This window comes from Streptomyces sp. NPDC025273 (assembly GCF_040638585.1).
GTDB lineage: Bacteria > Actinomycetota > Actinomycetes > Streptomycetales > Streptomycetaceae > Streptomyces > Streptomyces cinereorectus.
In genome coordinates this window covers 1-24,074 of the sequence record NZ_JBEZYP010000024.1, presented here as the reverse complement: position 1 = coordinate 24,074, position 24,074 = coordinate 1, and the positions used below count along the sequence as shown (strand labels likewise).

The window sequence follows — 24,074 nt, the reverse complement described above, 5'->3', positions numbered from 1 at the left end:
CTTCAGTGTCGCGCATCGGGCACAGTGATCAGCACGGACCCCCGGTCACGTTTCAGCTGGATTCGTTACGATATACCCGGCAGGGGTATACAGACGGCACAGACCGGCACACAGGCCGCAGGGCACAGAGGACTACGGGAGGACCCCATGACCACCACCGAGGCCGGCGAGGCAGCCGGTACGGAAGCGGTCGTCACCGACCACGACCGCGGCATCCACGGCTACCACCACCAGAAGGACGAGCACCTCAAGCGCCTGCGCCGCATCGAGGGGCAGATTCGCGGCCTCCAGCGGATGGTGGACGAGGACGTCTACTGCATCGACATACTCACCCAGGTCTCGGCCTCCACCAAGGCCCTGCAGTCCTTCGCGCTCCAGCTGCTGGAGGAGCATCTGCGCCACTGCGTCGCCGATGCCGCGGTCAAGGGCGGCGAGGAGATCGACGCGAAGGTCGAGGAGGCCACGAAGGCGATCGCCCGCCTGCTCCGCACATGAGGGCGTCGGCCCGGGCGGGGCGGTGAGGGGCCGGATCAGCCCCGGTGGTGACACTGCCGGGGGATCCTCGGCGCCCGCTCGCCCCGCCCGTCACGGTCCGCCGCGGTGTCGGGAACGTCACGGCGCGACCTGACGCCGGGCATATCGCGCATGTCGCGCATGTCACGGTCCGCCCCGGTACAGGCGGAGCCACGGAGCTCGCGGTCCGCCCTGACGTCGAGCACCTCGTCGATACGGTCCCGGCTGAGCCGGTCCTCCGTCGCGGCCGACGCCGCGATCATCAGCTCGCCGCACAGCTCGATCTCGGCGAGGGCCACACGGTCCTGAGCGTACGGAGCGCTGAGCGTCACCACCTGCGTCACCTCTCTCTGCCGTCGCCGACTCCTGGCGCACCGACTTCCTAGCGTAGGGAGCGCACCCCCCACCGCGCATGGCACGGACGGACCATTTCGGCCCCCTCCCTACGGCGTTTCCGGGCCACTGCGTCCCTGCTGGATCAGCCCCGTGAAGATGTCCGCGTCAGGCGGCAGCCGCACGGGGACCGGGACCCCGAACCCGTACAGCAGCATCGTCGACACCACCGCCACGGCCGGCCCCTCGGTCGCGAAGCTGAAGCGGTGGCAGACCTTGCGCAGCAGTCCCTCGTCGTCCAGATACGCGTCGAACGGCACCGCGTCCGCGCTGAACCCCTTCGCCGCTGCGGTCAGCGCACCACGCGAGGACGGCGAGGCCGCCCGCGCCGCCCGCCCGATGTCCACGACTCCCCGGTAATGACGGACCGTCACCCCGGCCAGCTCCGTCCGCCCCTGGTACGTCACCTCGCCCGCCCCGCGCAGCAGTTCGGCGGCGGCCATCGGGTCCGTCACACCGCCGGTGACGAGGTTGCCGTCCTCCAGGGCCGTCGCGTCGATCCTGACCCAACTTGTCGTCGGGCACCCCGGCACCACGGTTCTTCATGTAGAGCGCCCCCGGCGCCAGCAGCTCGGTGATCGGGCGGTGCCCCTCCGCCCCCGCGGCGTCCTCCGGCAGCACGACCTCGATCCGGCCCAGCTGTCTGCGGAAGTCGTACGCTCCCCGGCCCCGGATCGTCACCCGGGTCCCGCCGGCCACGGTCTCCATGGACGTACGCGTCCGGGCGCTGCCCGCACCGGCCAGCCCGTCCGCGGCCCGCCGGACCACGGCGGCCGGGGCCTCGGCGCCCCACGCATCGGCCACGGCCTGCCGGCCCGTCCCGTCCCCCCGGGCCCCACCCTCACCCGGCCCGCACCGGAGCATCCGGTGCCCACCGTCATCACACCCGCCACGGCCAGGGCGCACACAGCCAGTGCCCCGCCTCCGCACCCGTGCTGCCGCACCACCATCGCCTGCCAACCCCCAACGACCAACTCCTGACCGAGCTCCCGCCTGCCTCGCCTAACGACCGCCGGGGCACGCCGTCACGCCACACACGCCCCGGGGGCAGCCGATCGGCCCACCCGGCCACGGCACGGGGCCGCCCGCAGTACCGTGGATCCGTGCACGAGGACCCCCCAGCCCACGCCCCGGCGCTCGCTCCGGCCTCCACACCCCCCGCCACCCTTCCGCCGCACGGCATCACCACGGTCGAACGAGGCTCGTTCTGCCTGGCCCGCTGCACCTGCGGCTGGTCGGGCCCGGCCCGCCGCTCACGCGACCGGGCCCGCACGGACGCGGCGGGACACCGCGCGGCCACGGACGGCTGAGCCGCGGGCCGGTGCGCGGAACAGCACCGGCTGCCCAGGCCGTCCGTTCACGTCCCCCCAGGCCCCGCAGCCGACCCTCGCACATCAACTCTGAGGTGTGGACTCCCACTGCCGTACGAGCGTGTACCTGCCCACGCCGCCGTTGCCCCGCCCATGGAACAGAGACGGAAGGCCGACCCTTCGGGATCCCTGGCACAGGTCTCCAGGAAGACCACCGGCTCACCCCGGCGCCCGACGGACCCCGCCCACCCGCGCCGCCGGTGGACTTCCCTCCGTGACGGCCGCCGCCCAGTCACACCCACCACCCCCGGATACGGGACACGATGCCTCGCCGTCGGAGCCGTGTGATCCGGACGCCGACGCCGCCACCGGCCGGCACCAGGGCCGGGCGGGGACCGGTACACGGCGGAGGGGGCGGCCCATGGGCCGCCCCCTCCAACCGTCCACATCTCGCCGGCCACCCCGGTCGACGTCTCGGTGAACGTCGCCACGCGGGTGTCCATGACGTCTCTACGCGGCGAGATCCTTCTCGTCCGGCGAGGCGCCCCGGCCCGAACCCGGGCGCGGCTCGGGAATCCCGCGCGACTCGCCCGGACCGTCGGTCGCGGCGACGACCGGGCGGCGCGAGCGGACGAGCCCGCCGACCGCTCCTGCACGGGCCACGGCCCCCACCAGAGGAGTCAGCAGCATCATCGCGAGCGGGGCGAGCAGCAGTGCGACAGCCGTACCCAGGGCGAAGCCGCCGATCACATCGGTCGGATAGTGCACGCCCATGTAGACGCGGCAGAAACCCTCCAGGAGCGCCAGCGCGATCGCGAACAGGCCGAACTTCCGGTGGGCCACGAAGATTCCCACGCCGATCGCCATCGCCATCGTCGCGTGGTCGCTGACGAAGGAGAAGTCGGTCTTGCCCTCCACCAGGACTTCGAGTCCCTCGTGGTCGTTGAACGGACGTGGCCGCTCCACGAACCCGCGGATCGGGATGTTGATGATCAACGCGATCCCGGCCGCGAGGGGTGCCCACACGAGCCCGGCGACTCCCGTCACCGAATCCTCGGTCGTCCCGCGTCGGCGAACGCTCCACCAGCACCACAGGCCCACCAGGACCATGCCGAGCATGATCCCGAATTCACCGACGAACCCCATGACCTGGTCGAACCAGGTGGGAGCGGCCTTCGCCAGCCCATTGATGTCGTAGAGCAGGCTGACGTCGGGGTTCGACCCATCGAGTGCGAGTCCAGCCATCTGCTGCGGCCCCTTGCCTTGTCTGCTGCTGCGGCGCACAACGGTGTGCGCCGCCTTGGTCGGACCCCCGTGGTCGGTTCGGATTCAGTACTGCGTGACGCTGTGCTGCCGTGACGCGTGACTGCCCTGGCCAGTGCCGCATGGTCAGTGCGCATGCTGTCCCAGTCCAGGGAACGGCCTGCCGCCCGTGTACGTTCCACTCTCCACCGAATGATCACCATGACGTTATCGAAGAGTGACTCATCGTCGCAGCTCAGGGCCCAGGCTTCACAGAGAGTTCCGGCCACGGCCGACTCCTCGTCAGCTCCCGCGAGCCCTCTGTCCGGCGCACCCGTCAGCTCCCCGGAAGCGCGGTCGGAAGCGCCTCGGCCCCGTCCTTGGTGACTCGCGTCGCACCGAAGTAGTCAGGCGTATCAATCTTGTCGAACCGGATCACGGACCCGGTGAACGGCGCGTTGATCATGTACCCGCCTCCGACGTAGAGCCCCACGTGCCGGATGGCCCGCGAGTTGTTCAGGTCGTCCGAAAAGAACACCAGGTCGCCGGGGAGCAACTCGTCCCTGGAGGGGTGCGGACCGGCGTTGTACTGGTCGTTGGCCACCCGGGGCAGCTCGATGTCGACCGTCCGGTACGCGGCCTGCGTCAGCCCGGAACAGTCGAACCTCCCGCCCTGCTCGGCCGTACCGTTCCCGCCCCAGAGGTAGGGCGTACCGAGCTTCTTCTGCGCGAAGTAGATCGCCCCGGCCGCCTGCCGTGACGGCTCGACCCGGCCGATCGGCTTGGCGAAGCTCTTCTCCAGCGACCGGATGATCTTCACGTAGTTCTGCGTCTCGCTGATCGCGGGCACTCCGCCCGACTTGATCACCCGGTAGGCCCCGGCGTTGTACGCCGCGAGCATGTTGTCGGTCGGATCGCCCGGGACCTTCTTGACGTATCCGGCGAGCTCGCAGTCGTACGAGGCGGCGGACGGAATCGCGTCGGCCGGATCCCACACGTCCCGGTCCCCGTCGTTGTCCCCGTCGACGCCGTGCGAGGCCCAGGTGCCGGGGATGAACTGTGCGATGCCCTGCGCGGCGGCGTGGCTCTGGGCACGGGGGTTCCAGCCGCTCTCCTGGTACAACTGCGCGGCCAGCAGAGCGGGGTTGATGGCCGGGCAGAGATTGCCCCACTTCTCCACGAGCGGCTTGTACCGCGCGGGCACAGCGCCCTTGGCCAGCCCCACGGCCCCGCTCGCCCCGGAGATGCCGGCGGCGGCGGAGTACGTACCCACGACGAGCAGAGCGATGAAGCACAGGCCCAGCCCGATCCCACCACCGACGAACACCCAGTATTTCCGCACCCTCCAACCATCCCCCATTCGGGCGGGGTTCACGTCACGATTCGCTGGTGTGTACGTGTGGACGGGGGCATGAGGGGGCGTCAGGGGCGGTCACGGGGGGTCAGGGGGCGCCGGCGGACCAGAAGCTGGAGCGGATGTTGGGGCGGGGGATGTTCTCCATGCCCTCGTAGGTGGGGGCCGTGGGCCTGGTGGTGGAGTCGGCCACCTCCGACTCCTCGACGCAGGGGCTGTCGACCTCGAAGAACACCTGCCCCTCACCACCGACGATGAGGCTGACTCCGAAACCGTCCTTCGTCTGCGCGAAGATGGCCGGGACGTCCGGGTCGTTGTTGATGGACTTGATCCTGTACCCGCTCTTCCGCCACGAACGGTCGACTACTCCGAGAAAGCTACCGCGACGGTCCGCTGAGACAATGGTCATGACAGCCCTCCTTCGTGTCACGTCGCAGCTGCCGATGCTGGTCGTGTCGTGTGTCCAGGCGACTTCAGGGTCGATATCTCGCAGGACAGCGTCCAAGATTCCGTCAGCCCGCTCCGCGGCCCCCTGCATATCCATACCCTCATCCAATGGTTTGATGTTACTTGCACACCCCAGGAGCGAAGCAAAGACGATCAGAGCTACTAGCGCCTTACGAAAATTGCGCATTATCGGTGCTCCTCAGGTTTGATTTTCTCGGCACGTCCGGAAGAAATCAAGGCAATGCTGTGCGCTGAGGCCGAATCGCGGACCGGATCGAAGTACTGAGAATGCGCGTCGATAGAGAACCCAGCGGGTCCAACGAGATGCGGCCCGTCATCAACCTGGAAGCGCCGGGCGCCGAAAGCGTCACTGGCCGGATCCTTACCGAACCAGAGATCATCGTTTCCCCGGTCGGCAATGTCCCCCACTACGTATGCGAAAGGGCCCGAGGCGGCACCGAGAGCAACCTGCTGTTTGGATGGGAGCTTGGTGACGATGTCGTTCTCTGCCGCACCGACAAACACGTGTTCCTTCCCGACCCCAAGGTCCTCTGCACGACCTACGCCCACCCCAGGGCTTCCGACCAGGACGATGTCGTCAACGCCAGGCATACCGCCTTCCCGCTGCGTAGCGGCACCAACAGTGCGCGATCCGTACGAGTGCCCGATAGCCGTCATGTGCGGGTCCCCGGTCTGATTCGTAGCCACCAGCCCACCCATAAACCCATTCAAGGAGCCCCCGCCTCGCTCGGCTCGGGCTTCACCCATTACTGCCAGACTTCCTAACCCGTCGGGCGTCTGCGGAGCGTCATAGCCGAGCCAAACGATCGCAGCACCAGAGGGGTCGTAGTGTCGGGTCCCCTTAGCGGTGTCCAGTGCCCGCTTGAGGTCGTTCTTAGCAAAACCCTCATCCAACGATGTGTTCAATCCCGGAACATAGGTCGAAACATTCCTAGCCGTATCAGGATTGCCGTAGGAGACAATCGCCCGACCATTACCCTCATCGCTGATGCCGAGGAGAAACATCGGCGGGTCCCCGGGCTTCGGGACCGCCCCCAACTGCCGGTCGATCTCGCGCAGCCCCGCCAACTGCGTCACCGACTTCTCGTCGTCCCGGCCTTCCAGCTTCCCGATCAGCAGCTGCAAGTTGTCCCGGTTAGCCGCGTCCCGTACTACCGCCGGGATCCCGTCCAGGTTGCCGATCCGGTCCGGATAGACCGCCAGGTACTCCTCGCGCTGTTCCTGGGTCAGGCCCACCCACCACGCATGCCGTTCCGCAGGGGTCGCATCGTGCGGGATGGCGTTCCTCAGGTACGCCCCCGCCGCACCCCGGACCGCCGCCGCGTCCCCCGCCGCGTCCTTCCACGTCGAGTCCGGGACCTTCAGGCCCTCCTCTGCCTTCAGCCTCCGCAGGATTCCCGCGTACCGCCAGTCGATCTCGGCCGCTGCCCGCACCGCCCCCGCCACCCGGTCCGCGATGTCCTGCGCCTTCGCGGCGTGGGGGTTCGGCGCGATCAGCCCCGAGGGCGCCACGAAACCCGGCAGGCCGCCCGACGACGCCGTACCGCCCTGGGGCGGCGGGCCGTCGACGAGGGCCTCGCCCGCCGCCGGGTACGTGACCGAACCGTCCGCGTGCACGATGAACTTCAGCGTCACCGCGTCGTCCAGCGCTGCGGCCAGCACCCGCTGCTGCGCCTTCAGCTCGTGGGCCAGGCTGTTCAGCGTCGTACGGAGCAGCCCGCACTCCGTGTAGACGTACTGGAGGTTCCGGCTCAGTTGCCGCAACCGGGCAACAGCGGAGGCCGCCGCCTCCCCCTGCTGAGTGTCGCGCAGCCCGTTGAGCAGGTGCTGGTCGATCCGGTCCCGCGCCGCGTCCGCCCGGTTGCCGGCAGCGCCCCACCCGTCCGCCGCGCCCTCCAGCTCGCCGCACCTCAGCTCCCGTAACGCCGCCCAGGTCAGGCCCGACGACGTCACCGCGCCCCGGCCTCGTCCGCGACCGGCGCGAACGACGACCTCACGGCCTCGTTCGTCTCCCCCTGGGCCCGTGTGACGGCCCGCAGCGCACCCGCGAGGCTCGCGCACTCGCCCCGCGCCGCCGCGATCCTCCGCTCCCAGGACGTCCGTACGGTGCCGAGTTCCGCGAGGGCCGAGAGGTCACCCGCCCCCGCGACCAGCCCTTCGTGGGCCGTCGACAACTCCGAAGGCACCGGCCCCAGGTGCGTGCTCAGCGCGTCCGCGCCCCCCGCGGCCCGCAGCCACGGCCCGTCGCTGTGCTTCAGCTCCTCCCTGCCGGCGCCACCACCGGCTGGCGGACCCGCCAGATCACTCAGCCTGCGCACCACGGCCACACCGCTCACCCCGTTCCTCGGTCACGGAGCGGCACTGTGCCAAATCCGGCGTACCCGACACGCCGGGCCCGCCGGCGGCCGGACCCCCGCCCCTGCCGCACCAAGGCATCCCCCACCCGCACGTTCACCCGTACGCGCGACGCGGAACCGGCCCGTGACCCCACGGCGTCCCTCGTGGCATCCACAAGATCAGCTGTGCGCCGAGGGGACCCACCGTGACCGGCACCGCCACCCGCTACCTCTACGTCGCCCGGCACGGCCAGGCCTCGCCGGACGAGAACGAGTTGACGCCGGACGGCCGCCGCCAGGCCACCCTGCTCGGCGAACGGCTCCGGAGCAGCCACCTCTCCGCCGTCCACCACGGCCCGCTCCCCCGCGCCGCGCAGACCGCCCGGATCGTCCACCAACAGCTCGGCGGCATCCCGCTGCAGGCCTCGGACGCGGCCGGGGACTACATCCCGTACCTCCCGCAGCGAGACGAGCTCCCACCGGACTCCGCGGACCGCCTGCTCGCGTTCGTGGAACAGTTCCCGGCAGAAGAACGCGAACGCGGTCCCGAATTGGCCCGTGCCGCGCTGGGGCGGTTCACCGGACCGGTTGCAGGCGACGAGCCCCGCCACGAACTGGTCGTCACCCACGCGTTCCTGGCCGCCTGGCTGGTACGGGACGCCCTCGACGCCCCCGCCTGGCGCTGGATGGGCCTGAACCACGCAAACGCGGCACTGACCGTCATCCGTTACGCACCCGACCGTCCGGCGGCGGTGGTCATGGTCAACGACATGAGCCACCTCCCCACAGAGCTCCGCTGGACCGGCTTCCCGCCGGAGCTCCACGCCTGAGTTCCACGTCCGACCCGGCGAACGGATATCCCAGGGTCCCTCGGACGGATGGTTTACGGAACGCTGTGTACGCAGTACGGGGTGGCGCACCGCTCTCTTCGTGATCATGCGAGGGGTGATCTCCGTACTCCGCAACTCATCGCACGGCCGCCGGTTGCTGCTGACTGCCGGCCTGGCCGCGGCGGCCCTCGTGTCGTCGCTGCCCGCCGGACCACCCGCCCGGGCGGCCGTTGCCGTATCCGTACCGCCTCGGCCCATGACCGCCGCCGAGATCCGGACCGACGCCTGGCTGGACGCGCAACCGCAAGGGGCAATGGCGGCCGACCGCTTCTTCCGGGACCTGCCCAAGGGCGGTGACCTGCACAATCACCTCTCCGGCGCGGTACGGACCGAGTACCTCATCCAACTCGCCGCCGACGACGGCCTCTGCGTCGACGCCACACTGACAGCCGTCGCACCGCCGTGCGGCCCCGGCAAGCGCCCGGCCGCCGACGCCCTCACCGATGCCGCGTTCAGGCAGGCCATCGTCCGGGCCTGGTCCATGCAGGACTTCCCGCGGGGCGAGTCGGGGCACGACCACTTCTTCGCTACGTTCGGCAAGTTCGGCGCAGCGACCGCGCACCGGGGGAAGATGCTGGCCGACGTGGCGCGCACCGCGGCCGTACAGAACCAGACCTACCTCGAAACCATGGTCACCCCCGCGTCGGACGGTGCCAAGAAGCTGGCCGCGGACGTCGGGTGGGACCCGGACCTCGCCGCCCTGCACCGCAAACTGCTCGCCGGTGGCCGCCTGGACCAGCTGGTCACGGACTCGAAGCAGGAAGCGGACACGGCGGACCGGGAGTTCCGTACGACCGCGCGGTGTGCGAGTGCCGATCCCGACCCGGGCTGCCGGATCACGGTGCGCTGGATCTCCCAGGTGTCGCGCAACAGTGCTCCCGAGCGTGTCTTCACCCAGATCGCGCTGGGGCTGCGCCTGGCCGAGCGCGACCAGCGGTTCGTCGCGGTGAACCTGGTCCAGCCGGAGGACGGCGAGATCTCCCTCCGCGACTACCGCCTCCACATGCGTATGCTGGGCTACCTGCACGGGGTCTATCCGCGCGCCCACATCACCCTGCACGCCGGTGAACTGGTCCCCGGTCTCGTGAAGCCCGAGGACCTCACGTTCCACATCGACGACGCCGTACGTACCGGTCAGGCCGAACGGATCGGCCACGGCGTCGATCTCGTGCACGAGGACAACTGGCGACAGCTGGCACGCGACATGGCACGACGCCAGGTCGCCGTGGAGGTACCGCTCACCAGCAACGCTCAGATCCTCCAGGTGGAGGGCGCGGAGCACCCGTTCCCCGTCTACCGGGCGTACGGCGTCCCGGTCGTGCTCTCCACGGACGACCCCGGGGTGTCGCGCGGAGACATCGGCCAGGAGTACGAGCGCGCGGCGCGCACCTACGGACTCGGCTACGCCGAGCTGAAGGACCTCGCGCGGGCATCCCTGGAGTACGCCTTCCTGCCGGGCCGCAGCCTGTGGCGTACCGATCCGGTGCGCAAGGGCTTCCGGCTGGTCGAGGAGTGCCGCATGCCGCAGTCGGCGCGCTGTGAGCGGCTGCTCGCGCAGAGCCTGAAGGCTCGTCTGGAGTGGCGCCAGGAGCAGTCGTTCCGGAGGTTCGAAGCCCGGTACGCGGGCTGATCAGGGCGGGGTGGGGCGGATCCCAGGTCTGCCTCACTCCGCGCCCCGGCCCCACCTCTGGTAACTGCCGTGGGGGGTCCATGCCCCGTCCTGCGTCGATTCCACCGGACTGCCGACCGTATCCGTACGCCTCAGACATAAGGATCCCTCCACCGATCCACCGATCCACCGGGTGACTACAAAGCGTTACGATAGATCACCCCTCTGACACTCCGGCTTTCCCGCGCATTCGACCCACAGCAGCTTCCCGCCCTGACCCGGCAGCCCGCCTCTCATCGGGTACGCACCCCAGCTCTCGGCCCAGAGCGTGATGAGGTGAAGCCCGCGCCCGCGCTCGGCCAGGGCAGCCGGAGCCTCCGCACTCCAGCCACAGCCGAACGGCGCGGGAATGCGCGGGTCGGTGTCCCAGACGCTGATCCTGACGCGCTGCCGCCCCGCCCCACGCAGCCGCAGGGAGTACGCACCCTCGGAGTGCAGGTACGCGTTCGTGACCAGTTCGCTGGCCAGCAGCTCGGCGGTATCGATGAGCTCCGCCATGCCGTGCACCCGCAGGACGGCACGGAGGGTGGAGCGGGCCACACCTGGCGCCCGGGGATCTCGCGGAAGTTGCAGGGTGTACACCCAGGGCGGCGTTACGGTGGCCATGGCCATGGAAGTCTCCGTTCACGGAGGGATGTCGGGGGCGATGTGACGCGTTGCCCAGTGACCAGGTCGCTCCGTCGAGCGGGGTTCTTCCGGGCGGGTGGCCTGAGTCCCAAGCTAGTGGCTGACCGCATAAAGTATTTGCACTATCGCCAATTACTTGATGTATGCACTCTTGTGGGTGACAGCCTCATAAGCGTGTTCAGCAAGGGAGGTTGACGCGTGACTGCCAGAGCCACTCCGAACGTCCGCCGCCAGCGCCTCGGAACCGAGCTCCGCCGTCTGCGGGAGCGAGCAGGGCTCTCCGCCACCGAAAGCGCACGCCTGATCGGCGTCAGCCAAGCCCAACTCAGCAACATCGAGGCAAGCCGCTTCGGAGTCAGCCCTGCGCGTCTCCAGGCCATGGCCCGGAACTATCACTGCTCGGACAGTGCCTACATCAAGGGCCTGCTAGACCTGGCAGGGGAACGCAAAGGCGGGTGGTGGGAAACCTTCCGGGAAGTGCTGCCCACACCGCTCCTGGACATCGCCGAGCTCGAACACCACGCCACCGCACTGCGGTCGGCGAACACCGCGCATATCCCGGGCCTGCTCCAGACCACGGACCACGCCCGTGAAATCTTCCGGCAGGTGGTTCCCGAGTTCTCCCGTACGGACATCGAGCATCGAGTCAGCCACCGGCTCCAACGTCAGGCAGTCCTCGACCGCCCGACTCCGCCGCCCTTCCAAGCGGTCATTCACGAGGCGGCCCTCCGCGTGCCGGTCGGTGGTCAACGTGTCGCCAAGGCCCAGCTCTGCCACCTGGCGGAGCAGAGTGAGCGTGAGCACATCACAGTCCAGGTCATCCCGTTCCGCATCGGCGCCTATCCCGGATCAGGTCAGACGATCCTGTACATACAGGGCTCCGCGCCCCGGCTCGACACCGTCTCCCTGGACCAGTCCCACGGCCCTGCACTCGTGGACGCCGAGGCTGAATTGGAGTCCTACCGCGTCCTGTTGGACCGCATGGCAGCAGTCGCTCTCACACCGTCGAAGTCCAGGGACTTCGTCACCGGCATGATCAACGAACTGTGAAGGAGTCCCACATGTCCTCGTACCAGTGGCAGAAATCCTCGTACTGCGGGCAAGGGGAATCCTGCGTACACGTCTCCGCGCATCAAGGCGCGGTCCACGTGACCGAGAGCAGCGACCCCACCGGCGCCATAATCCACACCACGCCGGCCGCGTGGGCCGCCCTCGTCCGCAACGTCAAGACAATCCGGTCCCATGACTGACGTCCCCGCCGGTCTCAGCTGGATCCGTGCCGCCCCCGAGGATGCACAGGGCCCCGGGCCATGGATCGAGATCGCGTTCGGGGCCGGGGACCTCGTCCACCTCCGTGAGACCGACGCCCCCGACACGGTGGTCACCACCACCCGCGCCAAGTGGGACGCCTTCACGCAGGGCGTCCGGGCCGGAGAGTTCGACCACTTCGCCGAGGAAGCCCCGTGATCGCCGTCTCCCACACCTCATCGCGGGCCGGTGAATGAACTCCGATGATGACCTCGCCCTCGGAAACGATCTCCGCATCCGCAGCCGGCACCTGGACGCTCGGCGACCTGACGGTCAACCGGATCGGCTTCGGCGCCATGCGCCTCCCTCAGAACGGGCCGGCGTTCACGCACGGCGACTCCAGCGACCGGGGCCGGGCCGTACGTGTCCTGCGCCGTGCGATCGAGCTCGGCGTGAACCACATCGACACCGCCGCCTTCTACTTCTCACCCCTGCGGTCCGCCAACGAGCTCATCAACACCGCCCTCGCCCCGTACGCCGACGACCTGGTCATCGCCACCAAGGTCGGACCGGGCCGGGACCCCTCCGGCGAATGGACCTGGGCCGAACCGGACCAGCTGCGCGGGCAGGTCGAGGAGAACCTGCGCCAGCTCGGCCGCGACCACCTCGACGTGGTGAACCTGCGCATCGCCCCGAGCAGCACGTCCTCGTCCGTCGCCGAGCACTTCGGCGCCCTGGCCGAGCTCCGTGAGGCCGGCCTCATCCGGCACCTGGGCCTCTCCAACACCTCGCCGGAACAGCTCGCCGAGGCCCGGCGCATCGCCCCCGTGGTCTGCGTACAGAACAGGTACGGCATCGACTCCCCGCCCCGGCACCACGCGTTCCTGCGCCGGTGCGGCGAGCAGGGCGTCGCGTTCGTGCCGTTCTGGGCCATCGCCGGTGCCGGACGCGAGGCAGGCGCGACCACCGTCGTGAGCGAAGCGGTGCTCACCGTCGCACGCAACCACGACGCGACGCCCGCACAGGTGCGTCTGGCGTGGACGCTGCACCAGGGACCGCACGTGCTGGCCATCCCGGGCACCGGCAATCCGGACCATCTCGAAGAGAACGTGGCGGTCGGCGCACTGCGGCTCACCGCCGGCGAACTGGACCTGCTCACCTCATGAAGGGACAGATCCTCCGCTGGAACCTCTTCATCGGCGGCCACCTGAGCTCCTCCGTCCCCGTACGCCTCGTCGAGCGCACGGACGAAGGGCAGCTGGTGTGGCTGGAGACGGGTACCCCGATGTGGCGTACGGAACTGCCCGGCGGGGCGCACCTCCGGGACATCCCGCCGCAGGACCGTCCGGCCGAGGGCTATCGCGTGAAGGCCGACCGGTGGCCCCTGGGCAGTGCCCTCATCCACCAGCCGGCCGGGGCCGGGCACGCGGTGTTCTGGTTCTTCGGGCGGAGGCAGAGATTCCGGGGCTGGTACGTGAACCTCGAACGCCGTGTCCACCGCGGCGAGGACATCGATGTCGCCGACCACGAACTCGACATCCAGGTGGCGCCGGACCGCGCCTGGCAATGGAAGGACGAGCGGTCGTTCGCCGAAAAGACCGGGCATCCGGCGTACTGGTCGACCGACGAGGCGGCCGGCATCCGCGCCGAGGGGGAGAGAGTGGCCCGTCTCGCCGAGTCGCGGGCCTTCCCGTTCGACGGCTCCTGGTGCGCCTTCCGGCCACCCCCGCACTGGAGGACGCCGCCCCGTTCCGCACCCCCTGCACGAACGGTCCTGCGGCGCCACGGCCCCGAAGGCTCTTCCCCGCCGGCCTCCTGATGACGCATCGGCCGGAAGCCACCGGCGCACTCACAGCTCTCGACCGCGCGTACGAACGCGCCACGTCCGGCGAACGCTGCGACCGCACCCGGAACCCATGGCCACTGTCGTTGCTAGCGGTCACACCCCGTGATACACAGAGTAACCATGTATACAGCGGATCCCGGCTCGAGTCGCAGGTCAGGGCGACCTCCCCGGTCAAACGTGCGAGATCCGGGTAAAGAGACCCGGGAAGGCGTCGTGCGATGCCGGTTTCATCAGCGAAGATAGAGACCGACCCGTGTCGAACGGCGCGGGCGGCGAACTACCCATCAGGGGCGGTGACTTACATGATCCTGGCAGCTGAAAAGGGCGACATCACCACCATCATCGGCGGAATCGCCCCGAACTGGGGGCCGTTCGGGACCCTGGGCAACGAGGCGCGCATCATGATCGAGGTGGTGATGGCGGTAGCCATCCTGCTCTGCCTCGGCATCGCGATCTGGGGTGCGGCGAAGCAGCGCATCGGCGCAACGGCCCTGCGTGACACGTTCAGCGCCGAACAGGGCAAGGGCCTGATCGTGGCGGGCCTGACCGGCGTCTTCATCATCGGGTCGCTGGGCACCCTGTTCACCATCGTGTACGGAATGGCTGTCTGACCTCCAGTCAGCCATCCGCCCATGGCCAGACCCGCACCCGCCCCACACCACCCGTCCGTCGTGCCCACCGGCAGAGGTTGCGTCCCCTGATGTCGAGTCACCACACCGCACCCACGCGGGAACCAGCACAGCTACCGTCGTACCACGCGGAACTGCAGACGGCTGAGGGGGCGTACACGGCATGAGCCAGGGCGACGAGCGCGGCTACGGCAGTGACCCGGGCGGCCGTACGGAGGACGCGTACAGCACCCTCGGCGGGACGCGGCAGACCCGTACGCGCCTTCCCGGTGGGGACGAAGGCGACGGTTACGGGCGTCGGCCTGCCCGGAACTCCCGCTCGCTGATCATGGTGGTCGGCGTGGTCGTCCTCCTCGTCGCGGCTATCGCGTTCGCGAACCGGGGCGGAAGCGGAGGCGAGGCCGAGGGCCCCGCCGCAGGCAAGGAACCACCCGCCGCCGGGGCCGGTCCCACGGCCGCCACGGGCACGAAGCCGGTGCAGGGCAGGAACGGCACGATCGCGTCGGGCTTCGCGCATGACGAGCAGGGGGCGCAGAGCGCGGCGGCGAATTACGCGGTGGCGCTCGTCTCCGCCGAGATCCTCAAGCCGGTCAGCCGAGGTGAGATCGTGCGCCAGATCTTCGTTGCAGAGCGGGTAAGCGAACTGGAAGCCAAGTTCAATCAGGCATACGACAAGGAGTTCCTCGACAAAGTCGGCCTCGACGCAAACGGCAATGCAGCCGAAGGCCTGACGTATGTCTCGAGAACCGCGCCCGTGGGGACGAAAACGGCTGCCTACTCGGCAGCGACTGCCACCGTCGAGGTCTGGTGCACCGGCGTCTTCGGCACGGCCGGCGTCAGCTCCACCAATCCGGTGAGCAATGACTGGTTCACCATGACGCTGAAGCTCCAGTGGTCAGGCAACGACTGGAAGGTCGACAGTTTTTCCCAGAAGGATGGCCCAGCCCCGGTGAACACCGACCGTACGGCCTCCAACGCCGACGAGATCGCCGAGGCAGTCGAGGAGTACGGAGGGTTCACGTATGCCCGCTAGTTCGCGTTCTGTGCTCCGGATCGGCGCGGTCCTCGCGGGCGCCCAGGCAATGATCGTGATCCTTGCGAGCCGGGCGGTCGCCGCACCTTCCCCAACGCCCACGCCGTCCGACAAAGACAAGTGCGACCTCATCGTCGGCCCAGCCAAGGACTACTGCGAAGGCGACGAATCCGGCGGCGGCGCGGCCCGTCGCGCGCCCACCGTCACCGACGACGCCCTCGACCCCCTCACCTCCCTCGCCCGCGGCTGCGCCGACGCCGCCTCCTGGACCGTCGGCAAGCTCAGTGAGGCCGTGGAGGGCACCGCCACCGTCGACTTCACCAACGAGAAGTTCCTCCAGCAGTACGCCGTCGTCTTCGCCGCCTCGACCATCCTCACGCTCGTCCTCTGGCTGCTCGCCGTGGCCAAGCGCGCGATCCGTGGCGTTCCGCTGACCACCGCGATCTCCGAGGCCATCGGCTTCCTCTGGCTGACCGTCCTGGCCTCCGCTTTCACCCCCCTCATCCTCTACACCGTCGTCTCCGCCACCGACGGCGTCACCGAAGGCATCTCGACCGCCACCGGAGGTCAGACCGACGTCTTCTTCGGATCGTTCGCGGAGGCGCTCAAGAAGGGCACCGACATCGGCGGCGGGCCGATCATGCTGATCGTCGTCTCGCTCGTGTCGATCCTCGCCGCCGGGATCCTGTGGCTGGAGCTCGTCATCCGGGCCGCCCTGCTGTACGTCGGCGCCCTGCTCGGCGTCGTCGTCTACTCCGGGCTCGTGGACAAGAACATGTGGGGCCACGTCCGCCGCTGGGCGGGCATCATGATCGCGGTGATCATGGTCAAGCCGGTCATCGTCATCGTGCTCGGGCTCGCCGGCGCACTCTCCGAGGACGACGGGCCGAACGCCATGTCCGCCGTCGTGTCCGGCCTCGCCATCATCCTGCTGGCCATCTTCGCCTCCGCCATGATCTACCGCTTCGTCCCCGGCTTCGGCGACGAGATCCAGGGCGCCCGCACCAACCGCAAGCAGGCCACCGACGGCTCCCAGGCCGCCGCGATGATCAGCTCTCCCGCCGCTCTCGTCTCCCAGGGCATCAAGACCCACAGCGGACGCGGCGGAGGCGGCGACAGCGGTGGCGGAGGCGCTCGCTCCGCCAACGCGGTCAGCGGCGGTGTCGCCGCGCACAGCTCCCGCGGTTCCGGCGGGGGCGGATCCGTCCCCGCGCCTTCGCCCCGCAGCGGGTCCGGACCCACCTCCGGCACCCCTCACGGCAGCCGTCCCTCGCGGGGCGGTCCAGGCAGCACAGGTAACACGAGCTCAGGAGGTGGGGGGCGTTGACGACCCAGTCCCACACGATCGCGCCCCGCCGTACGTATCTCATCGGCCGCGCCCGGCCGAACGCGATCGTCGGCAAGAACCGCGAGACGGGCGAGATCGCGCTGATCATCGCCGGGGCGTTCCTCGGGATGATGAGCGGGCTCCTCATCCCGGCGCTGTCGCTGCGGATCGTCGCGCTCGTGGGCTTCCCCATGCTCGCCCTGGCCGTCGTGTACGTCCCTTACAAGGGCCGCACCTTCTACAAGTGGTTCGAGATCAACCGCAGCTTCAAGCGCACCGTGCGCCGCGGTACGGCCTACCGTTCGGCTGCCATGGAGGCAGGGGTCAGCGCCGACGGGCGTGAGGTGGAGATCGGTCCGCCGCCCGGCATCGGCAGGATCAGCTGGCTCGCGGCACCGTTCGGGCCGGACGAGATCGCCGTGCTCCTGCACGCCGACCGCCGTACCGTCACCGCCGCCATCGAGATCGAGGGCCCCGGCGTCGGCCTGCGCGACAGCGAGGACCAGGAGGCCCTGGTCGACCGGTTCGGGACACTGCTCAAGCACGTGGCCAACGGCGACGGTTTCGTGACGCGCCTCCAGATGCTCGCGCGCACCCTCCCCGCCGACCCCGACGCGCACGCCAAGGACGTCGCCCAGCGCGGCGACAAGACGGCCCCCGGCTGGCTGCAGGAGTCGTACGACCAGCTCCAGTCGATGGTCTCCACCTCCAGCGAGCAGCACCGCGCCTACCTCGTCGCGTGCATGCACTACAGCCGCGAGCTGGCCGCCGAGGCCAACGCCATGGCCCGTGCCGTACGCCCCCGGGGCACGCGCAGGATCGACCGGGACTCGGGCCTCGCCGTCGTCATGGCGCGTGAGCTCACCGACATCTGCGCCCGTCTCGCGGAGGCCGACATCCGGGTGCGCCAGCCGCTCGGCCAGAGCAGGCTCGCCTCCCTCGTGCACTCGATGTACGACCCCGACCATCCGATCGACCACATCCAGGCGATGACGAAGCGCAACGCCTGGCCGGCCGAGCTGGACGCGGTCGAACCGACGTTCCTGCAGGCCAAGACCCGCGAGTCGACGACCCGCGCCCCCTGGTGCCACGCCACGGCCTGGGTGAAGGAATGGCCGATGACCCCCGTCGGCGTGAACTTCCTGGCCCCGCTCCTCGTCCACACGCCCGACGTCATCCGTACGGTCGCGGTCTGCATGGACCTCGAACCCACCGAGGTCGCCATCGAGCGGATGCTCACGGAGAAGACGAACGACGACGCCGAGGCCAGCCGTCAGGCCAAGATGAACCGCACCGTGGACCCGCGCGACATCGCCGCCCACGGCCGGCTCGACCAGCGGGGTGAAGATCTCGCGAGCGGCGCGGCCGGGGTGAACCTGGTCGGGTACATCACCGTGTCGTCCCGGTCCCCCGAGGCCCTCGCCCGCGACAAGCGGACGATCCGGGCCTCCGCCGGCAAGTCGTATCTGAAGCTGGAGTGGTGCGACCGTGAGCACCACCGTGCCTTCGTGAACACCCTGCCGTTCGCCACCGGCATCCGTCGCTGACCACGTCGACCCACAACCGAGAGGGAGGGCAGTCACGCCATGCGAGACCCGCTGTCCGCATTGTCGGATGCCTTCACCGCCTTCCTCTTCGGAAAGGTGGAGACGACCCGGCTGCCGGTCCGTACGTCGACGGGTCAGGCCCAGGCCGTCTACCTGCCGACCGCCGCACCGGGCCTCGGCGACTCCGGCGTGATCATCGGGCGCGAGGTGTACTCCGGCAAGGGCTACATCTACGACCCGTTCCAGCTGTACGGGCAGCAGCTGCCCGCCCCGCACTGGCTGGTGCTCGGTGAGTCCGGCAACGGCAAGTCGGCACTGGAGAAGACGTACGTGCTCCGCCAGCTCCGCTTCCGCGACCGTCAGGTCGTCGTCCTCGACGCCCAGGGCGAGGACGGTGTCGGCGAGTGGAACCTCATCGCCCAGGAGCTGGGCATCACCCCCATCCGCCTGGACCCGACCGCCGCGCTGAACGACGGGATCCGGCTCAACCCGCTCGACCCGACGATCACCACGACCGGTCAGCTCGCCCTGCTCCGCACGATCATCGAAGTGGCCATGGGGCACAGCCTGGACGAGCGGTCCGGCTTCGCACTCAAGGTCGCGCACGCGTACGTGAACGTGACCATCACCGAGCGCCAGCCGGTCCTGATGGACATCGTGGAACAGCTGCGCCACCCGAAGCCCGAGTCCGCCGAGGCGATGAACGTCGACATAGACGACGTACGGGCCTGGGGCCTGGACGTCGCCCTCGTCCTGGACCGGCTGGTCGACGGTGACCTGCGCGGCATGTTCGACGGCCCGACGACGATCGGCATCGACCTCGACGCCCCGCTGATCGTCTTCGACCTCTCGCACATCGACCGCAACTCCATCGCGATGCCGATCCTGATGGCGATCGTCGGCGTGTGGCTGGAGCACACCTGGATCAGGCCCGACCGGAAGAAGCGCATCTTCCTCGTCGAGGAGGCCTGGCACATCATCAACTCGCCCTTCGTCGCCCAGCTCTTCCAGCGCCTGCTGAAGTTCGGGCGACGGCTCGGCCTGTCGTTCGTCGCAGTCGTCCACCATCTCAGCGACGTCGTCGACGGGGCCGCGGCGAAGGAAGCGGCGGCCATCCTGAAGATGGCCTCGACCCGGACGATCTACGCCCAGAAGGCGGACGAGGCCAGAGCCACGGGCAAGGTGATCGGTCTGCCCAGGTGGGCGGTCGAGATCATCCCGACGCTGACGCCGGGCATCGCGGTCTGGGATGTCAACGGCAACGTACAGGTCGTCAAACACCTGATCACCGAGGCGGAACGCCCCCTGGTCTTCACCGACCGGGCGATGACCGAGGGCTCCACATCGGACATGCTCCCCGAGGACGTACGAGCCGCGGAGCTGGAGGCGGAGCAGCGAGCGGCAAGGATCGAGCACCAGCAACGGCTGAACGAGTCGTCCGAGTCAACGGTGGCATGACATGGCACGCCAGGCACCATCCCGTGCGGAGCGCGGTGGCGAGGGCCAGGGCGGCATCCCGGACGGGCTGCTGATCGGCCTCCTGGCCTTCCTGGCCGGGCTGACGATCCTGGCCTGGACGGCCACGGGGCTGGCGGGCCTGTTCGCCCACGGGAGCTGGCCGCACGGTGTCACGTTCGCCCGGACGCCGCTGGCCCTGCGAGCCCTGGCCGTCGAGCCCCAGGACCTCCCGGGCGCCTGGCCCGGCACCCCGCCCGGCGAGCTGTCGGGATACGGGCTGTTCTGGGGTCTGTTCATCGGCGAGCTGATGGTGCTGGTGGTCCTCGCCGTGTTCGTGGTGGGGGTGGTGGCCCGCTGGCGCCTGGTACGCAGGCAGCGCGGCGCGACGTCGACGCGGGCGCCGTCCGCACAGCCCGCACAGGAGGTCGCGCCGCAGCCCGCACGCGTGGCCGCGCCGGCCCCTGCGTACGTCGAGGCGCCCGCACCTCCCGCGTACGCCGAGGCGGCAACCGCAGCCCCCGAGCCCGTTCCCGCGCCCGGACCTGCCCCGGCCGTCCCCTCGCCCCGCGCACCGTTTCTCCTCTACGGCACGGCCGCCGGACGCCGGCCCACCGTCATCCAGGCCGTCCAGGACGCCGACGGCCCCGTTCTCGTCGTCACGTCCGACCCCACGGTCTGGGCCGACACGAAGGACACCCGTGCCAAGCTCGGCCCCGTCCTCGTCTACGACCCGGGCCACCTCTGCGACACCCCGTCCCGCCTCCACTGGTCGCCCACCGCCGGCTGCGAGGACCCCGCCACCGCCACCGCACGGGCCGCAGCACTCCTCGCCCCGGTCCGCCCGCAGGCCCGGATCGACGCGGCCGTCGCCGACACCGCCCAGACCCTCCTGCAGTGCTGGCTGCACGCCGCGGCCGTGGACGGCCGCCCCTTCCGACAGGTCCACCGCTGGGCCTCCGGCGGCAGCGCGCACGAACCGGTACGCCTGCTCCGCACCCACCCCAAGGCCGCCTCCGGTCTCGCCGGGCTCCTGGAGTCCGCGCTCACCGGATATCCCGAACGCCGCGAGATGGCCCAGGAACTGACCGTACGGGCCTTCACGGCCCTCTCCTCGGTCCACATCCGCGAGGCCTGCACACCGAACCGAGCCGATTCGCTCGTACTGGAATCTTTTACGGGTGAAGGGGGAACACTTTATGTGGTCGGTGAACCCATCGAGGACCCCCGCCACCGCCCCGGTGCGATGCCCCTCCTCACCGCACTCGCCTCACACGTGGTCGAGCACGGCCGCCGCATGGCCGCACGGTCAACCGACGGTCGGCTCGACCCACCAATGACGCTCGTCCTCGACGACGTCGCGGCCGTGGCACCCCTTCCCCAGCTGCCGGAACTGCTGACGACCGGTCAAGCGCTGGGCATGCCCACCCTCGTCCTCCTCCGCTCCGAGGAGCAGGGCCGGGCCCGGTGGCGGGAACAGCTCACGGCCCCCGAACCCCCGGTCCGGGGCGGGACCGCGTCCGCTCAGACCTGAACCGCCGGCCGGCGTATCTCGAACTCCAGCTCCCGGTCCGCCGGATCGCCCTCCAGCAGCACCGTGCGCCCGGTCGGGACGAAACCGATCCGGCGATAGCAGGCTGCGGCCCGCAGATTGGATGCGTGCACGTACAGCCGCACCCGCTCGATCGGCGGACCGGTCAGCGACCAGGACCAGTCGATCGCCTCCTGGAACAGGGCGTCCGCCACGCCCCTCCCCCGGACCTCCGGCCGGACGAACACGCCGACCACGTGCGTCTGATCGACCACGGCCGCCTCTCCGAAGCGCATGCCTTCCGCCGGCCGCTCCACGAGCACGGAGGCAGTGCCCACCCACCGCCCGTCGGGAGCCTCGGCGACGAACTGACGGGTCCGAATCCCCTCGGCGGCAACGGCCGTCCGCTGCTGCCAGAACGCGTCGGGCTTGGCCAGCGCCTGCTCGTACGTCTCCAGGAACGCGATCGAAGCGACCGGGTCCCGCAGTGCCACCAGCCGGATCTCCTTGGCACGGGCCCACTCGTCGGCCCGGACCGCGTGTATGAAGTAGTCCATGCGGCGATGGTGCCCTGACACCCTCACCAGGGCAATTGACTTCCGTCCCCTCACCTCGTGGCGGGCGTACACCGCCCGCAGGCGGCGTCCCGAACCCGAGGGCGGTCCTGAGCTCGACTGTCCCTGTGCGGGCAGGATGCCGACACCCGATTCACCGCCGTGCAGGGCCGATCCGCAGGTAACGCAGGCCGCCGTGCCGGAGCGCAGAATTCAAGACGCCGACCGCGAGGTCGACGCTGCGGGGAGTTTCGTGGAGGAGGAGAACCACTCCTTGCCACTCTCAATTTATAGCCCGACGGGGGCCTTGCGGCAAGGCCCCCGTCGGGCCGCAGAATGACCGGCCGAGGCCAGAACCTGCACCAATGGCAGACGCGCGAACTACATGCGGCTCTGTTCCGCCGGTCTGCGCGGAGCTGCTGGCCCGATCCAACCTCGTTTGAATGGGCGTTCTGATGATTGACGTGATCGTGGTCGGCGGCGGACCGACCGGCTTGATGCTCGCCTCCGAGCTGCGGCTGCACGGTGTGCGGACGGTCGTACTGGAGAAGCTGACCGAGCCGACCGCAGAGTCCCGCGGGCAAGGCCTGCACACGCGCAGCGTCGAGATGATGGACCAGCGCGGCATGCTGGACCGGTTCCTCGCCGTCAGCGAGAAGTTCCAGGTCGGCGGCCTCTTCGGCGGCATCATGAAGCCGTGGCCCGACCGGTTGGACACGGCCCACCCGTACGGCCTCGCCACTCCGCAGCCGGTCACCGAACGGCTGCTCAACGCGCGTGCCCTCGAACTCGGCACGGAGATCCGGCGTGGCTGCGAGGTGGCCGGCCTGAGCCAGGACGAGGACGGGGTGACCGTCGAGCTGGCGGACGGCACGCGCCTGCGCTCGCGCTACCTCGTCGGCTGCGACGGCGGCCGCAGCACGGTGCGCAAGCAGATCGGCGTCGGCTTTCCCGGCGAGCCCGCCAGGGTCGAGACGCTGCTGGGCGACATGGAGGTGACCGAGGATCCGGCGACGATCGCCGCCGTCGTCGAGGAAGTCCGCAAGACCCAACTGCGGTTCGGCGTCGCCCCCGGCGGTGACGGGGTGTGCCGCATCGTCGTGCCCGCCGACGGGGTGTCCGAGGACCGTACCGGCGCACCGACCCTCGACGAGTTCAAGCAGCGGCTGCGGGCCGTCGCGGGGACCGACTTCGGCGCGCACTCGGCGCGATGGCTGTCCCGGTTCGGCGACGCCACCCGGCAGGCCGATCGCTACCGGGTCGGCCGGGTGCTGCTGGCCGGCGACGCGGCGCACATCCATCCGCCGACCGGTGGACAGGGGATGAACCTCGGCGTACAGGATGCCTTCAACCTCGGCTGGAAGCTGGCCGCCTCGGTCGACGGCTGGGCGCCGGAAGGCCTTCTCGACAGCTACCACACCGAACGGCACCCGGTGGGCGCCCGCGTGCTGGACAACACCCGCGCGCAGATCGCGCTGATGGGGACCGATCCGGGTACGACAGCGCTGCGGGAGCTGTTCGCGAAGCTGATGGACTTCGAGGAGGTCAACCGCTACGTGACCGGGATGATCACCGCGGTCGACGTACGCTACGACTTCGGCGAGGGGCACGAACTGCTCGGACGGCGGATGCGGGACGTGGAGCTGAAGCAGGGGCGGCTCTACGAGCTGATGCGCGAAGGCCGCGGGCTGCTGCTCGACCGGACCGGTCAACTCTCGGTGGCGGGCTGGGCGGATCGGGTCGACCACGCAGTCGATGTCGCCGAGGCCCTGGACGTGCCTGCGGTACTGCTGCGGCCGGACGGCCATGTGGCGTGGGTCGGTGAGGACCAGCGGGACCTGCGGGACCGACTGTCCCGGTGGTTCGGCGCCGCCATCGGCTGAGCAAGCCGCCGCGGCCCGTACGGTCGGGCCGCGGTGACGGCATGCCGGCCCATGGGACGCGGAAAGGATCTCCGCCGGCCCGCCGCCCTCCCTGGGCTCCGAGGGCGGCGGGATCATGTTCGTGGTGAGCCCGCGATCGGTCGTGCGGCCCTGAAAAACACCCTGAACGCAGAAAAGCCCCGTGCCACAAAGGCACGGGGCTTCCCCGGAAAAATTGTT

24 protein-coding genes and 1 pseudogene are annotated in these 24,074 nt (G+C 69.8%); 16 read left to right on the top strand and 9 right to left on the bottom strand.

Annotated features, from left to right (window positions below; translation table 11 throughout):
• Positions 1 to 147 precede the first annotated feature (147 nt).
• Positions 148 to 495, top strand: a complete 348-nt coding sequence (locus tag AB0F38_RS28520; RefSeq protein WP_361899293.1) for a metal-sensitive transcriptional regulator — start codon at positions 148 to 150, stop codon at positions 493 to 495.
• Positions 496 to 530: 35 nt separating this feature from the next.
• Here AB0F38_RS28520 and AB0F38_RS28515 read toward each other — a convergent pair whose 3' ends face one another.
• Together AB0F38_RS28515 and AB0F38_RS28510 are read right to left on the bottom strand one after the other, a co-directional pair.
• A complete protein-coding gene (locus tag AB0F38_RS28515; RefSeq protein WP_361899463.1) occupies positions 531 to 848 on the bottom strand; it encodes a hypothetical protein in 318 nt (105 codons plus the stop codon).
• Between the two features lie 108 nt (positions 849 to 956).
• A pseudogene (locus tag AB0F38_RS28510) lies at positions 957 to 1,856 on the bottom strand (hypothetical protein).
• 153 nt (positions 1,857 to 2,009) lie between these two features.
• On the opposite strand from AB0F38_RS28510, the gene AB0F38_RS28505 reads away from it, so the two are divergent.
• Positions 2,010 to 2,216, top strand: coding sequence for a hypothetical protein (locus AB0F38_RS28505; protein ID WP_361899291.1), 207 nt, complete (start codon positions 2,010 to 2,012; stop codon positions 2,214 to 2,216).
• 510 nt (positions 2,217 to 2,726) lie between these two features.
• On the opposite strand, the gene AB0F38_RS28500 is transcribed toward AB0F38_RS28505, so the two are convergent.
• The 5 genes from AB0F38_RS28500 to AB0F38_RS28480 form a co-directional block, all read right to left on the bottom strand.
• Positions 2,727 to 3,461, bottom strand: coding sequence for a phosphatase PAP2 family protein (locus AB0F38_RS28500; RefSeq protein WP_361899288.1), 735 nt, complete (start codon positions 3,459 to 3,461; stop codon positions 2,727 to 2,729).
• A 334-nt stretch (positions 3,462 to 3,795) separates the two neighbouring features.
• On the bottom strand, positions 3,796 to 4,785 hold the full coding sequence (locus AB0F38_RS28495) for a bifunctional lytic transglycosylase/C40 family peptidase (RefSeq protein ID WP_361899454.1): 990 nt from the start codon (positions 4,783 to 4,785) through the stop codon (positions 3,796 to 3,798).
• A gap of 115 nt (positions 4,786 to 4,900) precedes the next feature.
• Positions 4,901 to 5,221 carry a hypothetical protein gene (locus tag AB0F38_RS28490; RefSeq protein WP_361899285.1) on the bottom strand — a complete coding sequence of 107 codons (321 nt, stop codon included), beginning with the start codon at positions 5,219 to 5,221 and terminating at the stop codon, positions 4,901 to 4,903.
• Positions 5,222 to 5,445: 224 nt separating this feature from the next.
• Entirely contained in the window at positions 5,446 to 7,233 is a 1,788-nt protein-coding gene (locus AB0F38_RS28485; protein ID WP_361899282.1) for an alpha/beta hydrolase, read from the bottom strand.
• A complete protein-coding gene (locus tag AB0F38_RS28480) occupies positions 7,230 to 7,616 on the bottom strand; it encodes a hypothetical protein (RefSeq protein ID WP_361899279.1) in 387 nt (128 codons plus the stop codon). The genes AB0F38_RS28485 and AB0F38_RS28480 overlap by 4 nt, the downstream gene beginning before the upstream one ends.
• Before the next feature lie 206 nt (positions 7,617 to 7,822).
• On the opposite strand from AB0F38_RS28480, the gene AB0F38_RS28475 reads away from it, so the two are divergent.
• Positions 7,823 to 8,446 (top strand): histidine phosphatase family protein, encoded by a 624-nt coding sequence (locus AB0F38_RS28475; RefSeq protein ID WP_361899276.1) that lies wholly within the window; start codon positions 7,823 to 7,825, stop codon positions 8,444 to 8,446.
• A 106-nt stretch (positions 8,447 to 8,552) separates the two neighbouring features.
• Positions 8,553 to 10,136: an adenosine deaminase gene (locus AB0F38_RS28470; RefSeq protein WP_361899274.1), complete on the top strand. Its 1,584-nt coding sequence runs from the start codon at positions 8,553 to 8,555 to the stop codon at positions 10,134 to 10,136.
• Between the two features lie 186 nt (positions 10,137 to 10,322).
• On the opposite strand, the gene AB0F38_RS28465 is transcribed toward AB0F38_RS28470, so the two are convergent.
• Complete coding sequence (locus AB0F38_RS28465; protein ID WP_361899271.1) at positions 10,323 to 10,787, bottom strand: ATP-binding protein; 465 nt, start codon at positions 10,785 to 10,787, stop codon at positions 10,323 to 10,325.
• A 213-nt stretch (positions 10,788 to 11,000) separates the two neighbouring features.
• On the opposite strand from AB0F38_RS28465, the gene AB0F38_RS28460 reads away from it, so the two are divergent.
• The 11 genes from AB0F38_RS28460 to AB0F38_RS28410 all read left to right on the top strand — a co-directional run bounded on the left by AB0F38_RS28460 (position 11,001) and on the right by AB0F38_RS28410 (position 21,421).
• Positions 11,001 to 11,852 carry a helix-turn-helix transcriptional regulator gene (locus tag AB0F38_RS28460; protein ID WP_361899268.1) on the top strand — a complete coding sequence of 284 codons (852 nt, stop codon included), beginning with the start codon at positions 11,001 to 11,003 and terminating at the stop codon, positions 11,850 to 11,852.
• An 11-nt stretch (positions 11,853 to 11,863) separates the two neighbouring features.
• Entirely contained in the window at positions 11,864 to 12,052 is a 189-nt protein-coding gene (locus AB0F38_RS28455) for a DUF397 domain-containing protein (protein WP_361899265.1), read from the top strand.
• Positions 12,045 to 12,269, top strand: a complete 225-nt coding sequence (locus tag AB0F38_RS28450) for a DUF397 domain-containing protein (protein ID WP_361899262.1) — start codon at positions 12,045 to 12,047, stop codon at positions 12,267 to 12,269. The genes AB0F38_RS28455 and AB0F38_RS28450 overlap by 8 nt, the downstream gene beginning before the upstream one ends.
• Before the next feature lie 44 nt (positions 12,270 to 12,313).
• The gene (locus AB0F38_RS28445; protein ID WP_361899259.1) at positions 12,314 to 13,216 is read left to right on the top strand and encodes an aldo/keto reductase; all 903 of its coding nucleotides are present in this window, start codon (positions 12,314 to 12,316) and stop codon (positions 13,214 to 13,216) included.
• On the top strand, positions 13,213 to 13,869 hold the full coding sequence (locus AB0F38_RS28440; RefSeq protein WP_361899256.1) for a DUF402 domain-containing protein: 657 nt from the start codon (positions 13,213 to 13,215) through the stop codon (positions 13,867 to 13,869). The genes AB0F38_RS28445 and AB0F38_RS28440 overlap by 4 nt, the downstream gene beginning before the upstream one ends.
• A 329-nt stretch (positions 13,870 to 14,198) precedes the next feature.
• On the top strand, positions 14,199 to 14,507 hold the full coding sequence (locus AB0F38_RS28435; protein ID WP_014047394.1) for a hypothetical protein: 309 nt from the start codon (positions 14,199 to 14,201) through the stop codon (positions 14,505 to 14,507).
• Between the two features lie 181 nt (positions 14,508 to 14,688).
• On the top strand, positions 14,689 to 15,558 hold the full coding sequence (locus AB0F38_RS28430; RefSeq protein ID WP_361899252.1) for a hypothetical protein: 870 nt from the start codon (positions 14,689 to 14,691) through the stop codon (positions 15,556 to 15,558).
• Positions 15,548 to 16,885: a hypothetical protein gene (locus AB0F38_RS28425; RefSeq protein WP_361899249.1), complete on the top strand. Its 1,338-nt coding sequence runs from the start codon at positions 15,548 to 15,550 to the stop codon at positions 16,883 to 16,885. The genes AB0F38_RS28430 and AB0F38_RS28425 overlap by 11 nt, the downstream gene beginning before the upstream one ends.
• The gene (locus AB0F38_RS28420) at positions 16,882 to 18,432 is read left to right on the top strand and encodes an SCO6880 family protein (protein WP_361899246.1); all 1,551 of its coding nucleotides are present in this window, start codon (positions 16,882 to 16,884) and stop codon (positions 18,430 to 18,432) included. The genes AB0F38_RS28425 and AB0F38_RS28420 overlap by 4 nt, the downstream gene beginning before the upstream one ends.
• A 39-nt stretch (positions 18,433 to 18,471) precedes the next feature.
• Positions 18,472 to 19,890 carry an ATP-binding protein gene (locus AB0F38_RS28415; protein WP_361899243.1) on the top strand — a complete coding sequence of 473 codons (1,419 nt, stop codon included), beginning with the start codon at positions 18,472 to 18,474 and terminating at the stop codon, positions 19,888 to 19,890.
• A 1-nt stretch (position 19,891) separates the two neighbouring features.
• On the top strand, positions 19,892 to 21,421 hold the full coding sequence (locus tag AB0F38_RS28410; protein WP_361899240.1) for a type IV secretory system conjugative DNA transfer family protein: 1,530 nt from the start codon (positions 19,892 to 19,894) through the stop codon (positions 21,419 to 21,421).
• Here AB0F38_RS28410 and AB0F38_RS28405 read toward each other — a convergent pair.
• A complete protein-coding gene (locus AB0F38_RS28405) occupies positions 21,412 to 21,975 on the bottom strand; it encodes a GNAT family N-acetyltransferase (protein WP_361899237.1) in 564 nt (187 codons plus the stop codon). The genes AB0F38_RS28410 and AB0F38_RS28405 overlap by 10 nt on opposite strands.
• Before the next feature lie 452 nt (positions 21,976 to 22,427).
• On the opposite strand from AB0F38_RS28405, the gene rox reads away from it, so the two are divergent.
• Complete coding sequence (gene rox / locus AB0F38_RS28400) at positions 22,428 to 23,855, top strand: rifampin monooxygenase (protein ID WP_361899234.1); 1,428 nt, start codon at positions 22,428 to 22,430, stop codon at positions 23,853 to 23,855.
• The last annotated feature ends 219 nt before the right edge of the window (positions 23,856 to 24,074 follow it).

What these genes read in the sequence shown, in the direction of transcription:
- AB0F38_RS28500 (WP_361899288.1), bottom strand. Translation starts at nt 3,461, where the DNA reads ATGGCTGGACTCGCACTCGATGGGTCGAACCCCGACGTCAGCCTGCTC.
- AB0F38_RS28425 (WP_361899249.1), top strand. Translation starts at nt 15,548, where the DNA reads ATGCCCGCTAGTTCGCGTTCTGTGCTCCGGATCGGCGCGGTCCTCGCG.
- rox (WP_361899234.1), top strand. Translation starts at nt 22,428, where the DNA reads ATGATTGACGTGATCGTGGTCGGCGGCGGACCGACCGGCTTGATGCTC.
- AB0F38_RS28465 (WP_361899271.1), bottom strand. Translation starts at nt 10,787, where the DNA reads ATGGCCATGGCCACCGTAACGCCGCCCTGGGTGTACACCCTGCAACTT.
- AB0F38_RS28440 (WP_361899256.1), top strand. Translation starts at nt 13,213, where the DNA reads ATGAAGGGACAGATCCTCCGCTGGAACCTCTTCATCGGCGGCCACCTG.
- AB0F38_RS28470 (WP_361899274.1), top strand. Translation starts at nt 8,553, where the DNA reads ATGCGAGGGGTGATCTCCGTACTCCGCAACTCATCGCACGGCCGCCGG.
- AB0F38_RS28405 (WP_361899237.1), bottom strand. Translation starts at nt 21,975, where the DNA reads ATGGACTACTTCATACACGCGGTCCGGGCCGACGAGTGGGCCCGTGCC.
- AB0F38_RS28520 (WP_361899293.1), top strand. Translation starts at nt 148, where the DNA reads ATGACCACCACCGAGGCCGGCGAGGCAGCCGGTACGGAAGCGGTCGTC.
- AB0F38_RS28430 (WP_361899252.1), top strand. Translation starts at nt 14,689, where the DNA reads ATGAGCCAGGGCGACGAGCGCGGCTACGGCAGTGACCCGGGCGGCCGT.
- AB0F38_RS28490 (WP_361899285.1), bottom strand. Translation starts at nt 5,221, where the DNA reads ATGACCATTGTCTCAGCGGACCGTCGCGGTAGCTTTCTCGGAGTAGTC.
- AB0F38_RS28435 (WP_014047394.1), top strand. Translation starts at nt 14,199, where the DNA reads ATGATCCTGGCAGCTGAAAAGGGCGACATCACCACCATCATCGGCGGA.
- AB0F38_RS28445 (WP_361899259.1), top strand. Translation starts at nt 12,314, where the DNA reads ATGATGACCTCGCCCTCGGAAACGATCTCCGCATCCGCAGCCGGCACC.
- AB0F38_RS28455 (WP_361899265.1), top strand. Translation starts at nt 11,864, where the DNA reads ATGTCCTCGTACCAGTGGCAGAAATCCTCGTACTGCGGGCAAGGGGAA.
- AB0F38_RS28450 (WP_361899262.1), top strand. Translation starts at nt 12,045, where the DNA reads ATGACTGACGTCCCCGCCGGTCTCAGCTGGATCCGTGCCGCCCCCGAG.
- AB0F38_RS28410 (WP_361899240.1), top strand. Translation starts at nt 19,892, where the DNA reads ATGGCACGCCAGGCACCATCCCGTGCGGAGCGCGGTGGCGAGGGCCAG.
- AB0F38_RS28415 (WP_361899243.1), top strand. Translation starts at nt 18,472, where the DNA reads ATGCGAGACCCGCTGTCCGCATTGTCGGATGCCTTCACCGCCTTCCTC.